8 protein-coding genes are annotated in these 7,299 nt (G+C 45.7%); 4 read left to right on the top strand and 4 right to left on the bottom strand.

The genetic code is table 11. The features are described from left to right. From queE to A3766_RS03185, 3 genes are all read right to left on the bottom strand, one after another. Window positions 1-583, bottom strand: a 583-nt coding sequence (queE, locus tag A3766_RS03195) for a 7-carboxy-7-deazaguanine synthase (RefSeq protein ID WP_068641666.1), incomplete at its 3' end; no start/stop codon positions are given. A 144-nt stretch (window positions 584-727) separates the two neighbouring features. Then, the gene (locus tag A3766_RS03190) at window positions 728-1,237 is read right to left on the bottom strand and encodes a DUF4124 domain-containing protein (RefSeq protein WP_068641664.1); all 510 of its coding nucleotides are present in this window, start codon (window positions 1,235-1,237) and stop codon (window positions 728-730) included. A 49-nt stretch (window positions 1,238-1,286) separates the two neighbouring features. Beyond that, a complete protein-coding gene (locus A3766_RS03185) occupies window positions 1,287-1,940 on the bottom strand; it encodes a DUF2390 domain-containing protein (RefSeq protein ID WP_068641662.1) in 654 nt (217 codons plus the stop codon). Between the two features lie 36 nt (window positions 1,941-1,976). Between A3766_RS03185 and A3766_RS03180 the strand changes: the two genes are divergently transcribed. Further along, window positions 1,977-3,893, top strand: coding sequence for an ATP-binding cassette domain-containing protein (locus A3766_RS03180; protein WP_068641660.1), 1,917 nt, complete (start codon window positions 1,977-1,979; stop codon window positions 3,891-3,893). A gap of 215 nt (window positions 3,894-4,108) precedes the next feature. Here the strand turns inward: A3766_RS03180 and A3766_RS03175 are convergent, their stop codons facing one another. Beyond that, on the bottom strand, window positions 4,109-4,456 hold the full coding sequence (locus A3766_RS03175; RefSeq protein WP_068507046.1) for a HopJ type III effector protein: 348 nt from the start codon (window positions 4,454-4,456) through the stop codon (window positions 4,109-4,111). A 207-nt stretch (window positions 4,457-4,663) separates the two neighbouring features. On the opposite strand from A3766_RS03175, the gene rpsU reads away from it, so the two are divergent. The 3 genes from rpsU to dnaG form a co-directional block, all read left to right on the top strand. Beyond that, window positions 4,664-4,879, top strand: coding sequence for a 30S ribosomal protein S21 (gene rpsU, locus A3766_RS03170; RefSeq protein ID WP_068507050.1), 216 nt, complete (start codon window positions 4,664-4,666; stop codon window positions 4,877-4,879). 220 nt (window positions 4,880-5,099) lie between these two features. Then, window positions 5,100-5,564 carry a GatB/YqeY domain-containing protein gene (locus A3766_RS03165; RefSeq protein ID WP_255375277.1) on the top strand — a complete coding sequence of 155 codons (465 nt, stop codon included), beginning with the start codon at window positions 5,100-5,102 and terminating at the stop codon, window positions 5,562-5,564. Between the two features lie 116 nt (window positions 5,565-5,680). After that, the coding region (gene dnaG / locus A3766_RS03160) for a DNA primase (RefSeq protein ID WP_068641657.1) at window positions 5,681-7,299 on the top strand (1,619 nt) is incomplete at its 3' end.

Below are 7,299 nucleotides of genomic sequence, written 5' to 3'. Positions count from 1 at the left end.
TTATTTTGTCTGGGTCTTCACCAAAGCGCACAGCGGGGCTGGCCATGGGCGATAAAAAATAGTGATCAGCAGGGAAGTCTTGATAGGCTTCGGGGAGTGCATCGCTCTGAGGATAAACCAGCTTCAGTTCATCACAGCGATCAAAAACAATGCTTGATTTGCCTTTTGGGCTAAGGCATACCCAGTCAATACCCTCAGGAAGAGGGAGCGTGCCGTTGCTCTCAATAGCGATCTCAAAACCTAGCTGATGCATCAACTCTATCAGTTTTGGGTCAAGCTGAAGTAGTGGTTCTCCGCCAGTGAAGATAACGTAGGGTTTGGCTATACTCTTACGGCTTGAAGAAGAGCTGGCGAGTACTTGATTGCTGTCCCAGAGTGATTGAATTTTTGTTGCCAATGCTTGGGCATTAGCAAACTCGCCACCATTTTGCCCATCTGCGCCAAGAATATCTGTGTCGCAGAAATTACACACAGCGTCTGCCCGGCTATCTTCTCTCCCATTCCATAAGTTGCACTTACTAAAACGACAAAATACAGCTGCACGCCCTGCTCGAGCGCCTTCGCCTTGCAGGCTGTAAAACATTTCTTTAATCCGATATTGCTGTTTACTGCTTTTTGTCACGGTCTTTTTGTGCTCTGGTAAGGGGCTTAGAGAAGGCCTTAATGACTTCAGGTCTTCTCAGAGCTATTTGCTGAAGAGTACTGGTTTGAACGAAATGAATGGCTTTTAGTTTTCGCCGGTAATCGCTTTCAGTGTTTCGTTACGAGATTCCATCATATCACGGACGGCTTTTGCGTCACTCATTGCATTGAAAGCATCATCAACTGTTAGTTGGCCATCGGCCAGTGTGTCAGACATTTTTGGCTGAGAGGTCTTTCCAGAAGACGTTTCGCCTTCCTCGGAATCGAGCTTTAGACTTTGGATGATATTAACATTGGTGTTTACATTCATGGTTGATACGTTCTGAGCCCCTGCAGGGGGTCTATCACCATAGTGCCACATGCCTGTTGCGTCTTGCCATTTATAGAAGGACACTTTGTTACTGCTGCTTGAGCTGGCTGTCGAGCTCGAGCTTTCGTTGCCGGTAAGGCTGTCGGGTAGTATTTTATCAGGAATCAGGTCGGCAGACGTCGGCATGGCGAGTGTAGGCTTACCATTGTCCATCTTAAAGAAAAAAGGCAAGATGATTGCGGCGGCAAGAATGCTGATGGTAATAAAACGAGAAATCATTTTCATGGTGACAAGTTCCTGTGTCTTTGTGCTATTAAGATCATGTTTTGTGTTGTTAATAGCTAATATTGTGTTTACAAATTTGTGACTGGATTTCAGAGTCGGAGCAATTTGGTAAACAAGTTCNAATACATAATAATAGATGTGATTTCGGCAGCCTGCTAGCTAATAAATTACCAATCAGAATATCGATCGTGTCTCCGTTCTGCTCAAATGGAATCGTCTGAGATAGCTTAAACAGTAAAGCATGTTCGACTTGTTCGGCTTGCAGCTCGTTTTGCTGAACGTCCTTTCTTAGCGCACCTTTGGGTAGACTTTTTCTTACCTGCCTAAGTGGTGCAACGACTTGTTCGTGCCAAGAGTCTAGCTCTTCGTTGATGTTGGGTAGCAGCGGTGTAATATTCTTTTTCATAAGCCCAGCCCACATTGCAAAGAGTGATAGGTTGACGCGAAAGCCTTGGGCATCTTGTAGGTCTAATAAGGTGTCTTGCAGTGTTTTATTCTTCCACAGCTTAAGTGAACATAGCCAAAATTCATTCTCTAGAGAGAGGGCGTTCATTTCTGCTGCCGATATTGCGGTGATAGAGGGGCGGCTATGAGTCATTTGGTTAGAGCATATTTGATAAGTGTAAATCGAAATAAATCCATAGGAATTTATCGGCATCTTAGGATTGATGTTGCGTAGGATATCCGCTACCGTCTGCGCCATCCAGACATATCTTATCAGTAAAGGCAGGTTTCCTGAATGTTAAAGATCGATGCATTGACCCTACGAAGAGGCCCGGAGCCTTTATTAGCCGAGGCGAATGCCCTTGTGCATGCCGGTCAACGTGTGGCGATTATTGGCGCCAACGGGGCAGGAAAAACAAGCTTGTTTAAACTTATCTTAGGCGAACTTAGCCCGGATTCGGGTGCCTATTCTTTGCCCGGTAACTGCCGTGTTTCTCATATGGCTCAGGAAGTCACAGCAGGAGAGCGAACGGCTAAAGATTATGTGCTCGATGGCCATCAGCAGCTCCGTAGTCTGGAGGCTGAATTAAAACAAGCTGAAGCCGCACACGATGACCATAAAATTGCTGAACTCCATGGAGAGCTGGAGCACATAGGTGCCTATGAAGCACCAGTTATCGTGGAAAAGTTACTGCATGGTTTGGGATTTGATCAGAAAGACATGCAGCGCCCGGTTAATGACTTCTCTGGTGGTTGGCGAATTCGTTTGAATTTGGCGCAAGCACTGATGTGCCCTTCTGACCTATTGTTGCTGGATGAGCCGACGAACCACTTGGATCTAGATGCGATGCTCTGGCTGGAGCAATGGCTGAAACGTTACGAAGGTACGGTGTTATTCATTTCTCATGACCGTGACTTCATTGATGCCGTGTCGACACATATTCTTCACTTCGAACACAAGCAGCTGAATCAATATACAGGAACTTATAGTGAGTTCGAGACGCAGCGTGCTCAAAAGCTTGCTCAGCAGCAATCTCAGTATGAAAAGCAGCAGCAGCGTATTAGCGAAATTCAGTCTTTTGTAAATCGCTTTAAAGCGAAAGCGACCAAGGCAAAACAGGCTCAGAGTCGTGTTAAAGAACTCGCTAGAATGGAGCTTATTGCCCCGGCTCATATTGATTCACCGTTTAACTTTAGCTTTCCTGAGAGCGACAAAATATCTAGCCCATTACTAAGCATTCAAAAAGCAGACTTGGGCTATGAGCAGAAAGCAGTGCTCGAAGATTTTACTACCAGCATCTTACCGGGTACACGAGTAGGCCTTCTAGGGCCAAACGGTGCCGGTAAGTCGACTTTAATCAAAAGCCTGGTAGGTGATTTAGCTCAGCTTAGTGGTCAGCGTGCAGAAGGAGAGCACCTTCGAATTGGCTATTTTGCCCAGCACCAGTTGGAAGCCTTGGATCTGAGCGCGAGCCCTTTCTTGCACTTGCAGAGAATTAACCCAAAAGCGACGGATCAAGAAATTCGTAACTTTTTAGGTGGTTTTGATTTTAGAGGCGACGCTGCATTGGAGACCATCGAGCGTTTCTCGGGTGGAGAAAAAGCTCGCTTGGCTTTGGCGATTATTGCTTGGCAGAAACCAAACCTTCTAATGCTTGATGAACCGACTAACCACTTGGATTTGGAAATGCGTCATGCGCTGACGATGGCTTTGCAGGCTTTCCAGGGAGCAATATTGGTAGTTTCGCATGATCGTCATTTACTAAAGAATACCGTCGACACCTTCTGGCTGGTGGCAAACGGGAAAGTCGAAGAGTTTAAAGGCGACCTGCACGATTACGAAGTTTGGTTGCAAGACTTCCATAAAGAGTCGAGTAAAACTGAAACTGTAGAGACAGACAGTGCAGACAAGCAAAATGAATCAGCGGAAGATAAAAAGGAACGCAAGCGTATCGCTGCGGAGCTTCGTCAGAAATTGAGCCCACTGAAGAAAAAGCTCAAAACCGCAGAAAAGGCGATGGAGAAGCACCAAGAAGCTTTAGCTGAATTGGAAGAGGCCTTGGCTGACCCGGAAATCTATCAAGCAGAAAACAAAGCAAAATTAAAACAACTCATGGATAAGCAGGCAACACATAAAGTCGGTTTAGAAGAATCCGAGATGGAATGGTTTGAACTGAGTGAAGAGATCGAAACGGCCGAGAGCCAGATGTAGTTTTTTCTCAAAGCTTGGTTTTAGTGTAGGCAGAGAGCTCCGTCTTTTGCAGGATCAATCTCGTGCTAGCCCGCTTGCGAGCGGTGGAAGGCTCTGCCTACAAGTTTGTGGATTCACAGGTAGCGGGCAAATAACGATTATCGTAGGCAGAGGGTTCCATCCCTCGCAGGTCGATGCCCCGTGCTAGGCGTGGAAGCCTCTGCTTACAGATGCTTCTACTTGGCCTTTAATGCCTCACCCGAAAATGAAATGCCTTTCCAGCCTTGAGTAATAAAGTTGCGAATGTTTTGGTGGTCATTGCCCTCAGGGTTCTTGAGCACATCTTCGCGATAGTATTGACCAAAACAAGTTAGAGTTTGTTGCTCATCCAGGTTTTGAAGCTGGGCAAAAGCAAAGAGTTTGCAGGAGCCCGAGTTCTGCCCTGCCTCATTGGCTTGCTCGCCATTTTGAAAGGCTGTGGGTGTAAATTCATATAGCTCGTCAATAATTGCCATTGTATCTTCGAACTGAATGCTGCTTGCATCTTGGTTTAAACGTTGGACGAAAGTCTCTAAATTAGACAAAGTTTTCTCCCTGGGTGGTGAATATAATGAATTTTATATGATATCACTTTACTTGCCGGATTTTTCCAATTAAACTTCGCGCCCCTAAGTGGAACTGTGTCTATATTTTGATCGCTGTGCCAGTAAGCCAAGCTTGCTGAAATGTGCACTGCAGCCATAGCTCAGTAAGAATTTATCAATATAACTTTATTGGAACAGGTAATTTTAATGCCTTCTGTAAAATTGAAAGAAAACGAGCCATTTGATATCGCTCTTCGTCGTTTTAAGCGTACTTGTGAAAAAGCAGGTGTTTTGTCTGAAGTTCGTCGTCGTGAATTCTACGAGAAGCCTACTTCTGTACGTAAGCGTAAAGCAGCTGCAGCTGTTAAGCGTCACGCGAAGAAGGTTCAGCGCGAAACAAAACGTTTCGAAAGACTGTACTAAGATTTGTCAGCACTCTTTGTCTATCTTTTAGATAAAGAGAATGTGAGCGATAAAACGACAAGGTCTAGGGTAATGATATTCTAGCCTATTGTTGTTTTTTGCGTTTTAAGCAGATAAAACTTTACCCTTGCTCTATCAGGTTGATCGCGATATGCGAGTGTCTTGGTACGGTCGTTATGCAGGTAGGGTTCTACAGCAAAGTAATTAGATGGAGTTTAGTGTGAGCGAAGCCGGTGTAAGTACTATAAAGGCAAGTATTACCTCTGCAATGAAAGAGGCAATGAAAGCTCGCGCCAAAGAGCGTTTATCGACTATCCGTCTAATCTTGGCTGAGTTTAAGCGTATTGAAGTTGATGAGCGTATAGAATTAGATGATGCTCGCGTACTTGCTGTGCTTGATAAAATGCTTAAACAGCGTCGAGATTCAATTAGTCAGTACGAAGCAGCACACCGCCAAGATCTTGCGGATGTAGAAGCTGCAGAAATTGCTGTGATTGAGACGTTTCTACCCGCGGCACTGACCGCAGACGAAGTTGATGCTTTGGTTGCTGATGCTGTGGCGAGCTCTGGAGCAGAATCAGTTCGGGATATGGGCAAGGTGATGGCGGTGCTTAAGCCTCAGCTTCAAGGTCGAGCTGACGTCGGTAAGGTAAGCCAGATCGTTAAGCAGCGCTTAGCTAGCTAGACTTCAATTCCAATTATCTCTTGAACAGAGCGGGTCTACTACAAGGTAGTCATTTAGTCTTTGTTTCATGGCTTATGCTATATTATGCATCTTCATTGAGTAGTGTGTCGTAGCAGATGGCAGGATTAATCCCACAAGATTTTATAGAAGACCTCGTCGCGCGAGTGCCTATCGCCGAAGTTGTGGGTTCGCGCGTACAGCTTAAAAAAGCGGGTACTGCACTGAAGGCCTGTTGTCCTTTCCATCAAGAAAAAACACCCTCTTTTCACGTTAACGCTCAAAAGAACTTCTACCACTGCTTTGGTTGTGGCGCGAGTGGTAACAGTATTAACTTCCTGCGCGAACACGATAACCTGGATTTTAATGAAGCGGTTGAAGAGCTGGCGAAGATCGCTGGCATCGAGGTGCCGAGAGACGAAAAAGTCCAAAAGGTATACAGCCTTCAAGCAAAGTTGTGGGAAGCTTTAGAGTACGCAAATCTGAAATACAGGGATGCGCTAAAGTCTCATGCCAATAAATCGCGTGCTCAGGACTACCTGAAAAGGCGTGGCTTGTCGGACGAAGTGATTGAGCGCTTCGCTATCGGCTTTGCACCGGCCGAGCGGGATTTTCTGAGTGCTAAAGCCGCCCCAGAAACCTTAAAGTCACTCATTCAGACCAAAACCGTTCTCGATAAGTACGACAACCCCTTTGATCTATTTCAAGATCGCTTAATGTTCCCTATTCGAAATAGCCGCGGTAAGACTGTGGCTTTTGGGGGGCGAACCTTAGGGGACGACAAAGCTAAATACATCAACTCACCTGAATCGGAAGTTTTCCACAAAAGTAATGAGCTTTACGGTCTGTATGAAGCGAACCAGGCAACCCGACATCTTGATAAGTTGTTGGTAGTGGAAGGCTATATGGACGTTGTGGCGCTAGCGCAGTACGGTATTAACTATGCGGTAGCCACCTTAGGGACGGCGACAAATAGCGAAAACCTCTCTCACCTCTTACGACGGTGTAAGCACATTATTTTCTGTTTTGATGGCGATCGAGCCGGATTACAGGCTGCAAGAAAGGCAATGGAAAACGCCTTGCCTATATTTGAAGATGGGATGCAGCTGGATTTTTTGCTATTACCGGAAGGTGAGGACCCTGATACTCTAGTGAGGGGGGAAGGGAAAGATATGTTCGAAAAGCGAGTGCTTTCTGCTTATCCCTTATCGGAATTCATGCTTAAAATTTATTCAGAGGGCCTTGATCTTAGATCTGCCGAGCATAAGGGTTTGCTAAAAGAGCAGGCAGAAGCTCAGATAGAGAGGGTGAAGTCCTTTGTTCTGAAAAATGCGCTGACGCAAAAGCTAAATTCACTGATGTTTAAGCGTCGAGGGAAATTCAAGCAAGATGCAGCTAGTGATGGGCGGGAGCTGGTCGGCGCTAGGGTGATTCCTGACCCGGATACTAGCCTTTGTTTAGCGCTATATTACCAGCCAAGTCAGGCTGAAAATTATCTAAGTATGATCAGTGGGCACCAAGGGTTTCAGCAAACTCGTGACTTCGCAGAGTTTCTCTTTCTTCAAAAAATAGCAACGACTCAGTCTTTGTTGTTATTTCTGGCTACGGATGAAGTGGGTTATCGTGCTCAGTTCTCTAGCTTATTTGATCGCTTGGAATGGGTGCCCGACGCGAAGGAAATCCAGGACGTTGCGACTGACTTGCTGCAACGGCTGAAGAATAAACAAACCCAGAATGA

This window comes from Oleiphilus sp. HI0132, from assembly GCF_001635845.1.
Note: the sequence above shows the minus strand (reverse complement) of the source record. Positions and strands in the feature narration are given on the sequence as shown.

What these genes read in the sequence shown, in the direction of transcription:
- A3766_RS03190 (WP_068641664.1), bottom strand. Translation starts at nt 1,237, where the DNA reads ATGAAAATGATTTCTCGTTTTATTACCATCAGCATTCTTGCCGCCGCA.
- A3766_RS03180 (WP_068641660.1), top strand. Translation starts at nt 1,977, where the DNA reads ATGTTAAAGATCGATGCATTGACCCTACGAAGAGGCCCGGAGCCTTTA.
- rpsU (WP_068507050.1), top strand. Translation starts at nt 4,664, where the DNA reads ATGCCTTCTGTAAAATTGAAAGAAAACGAGCCATTTGATATCGCTCTT.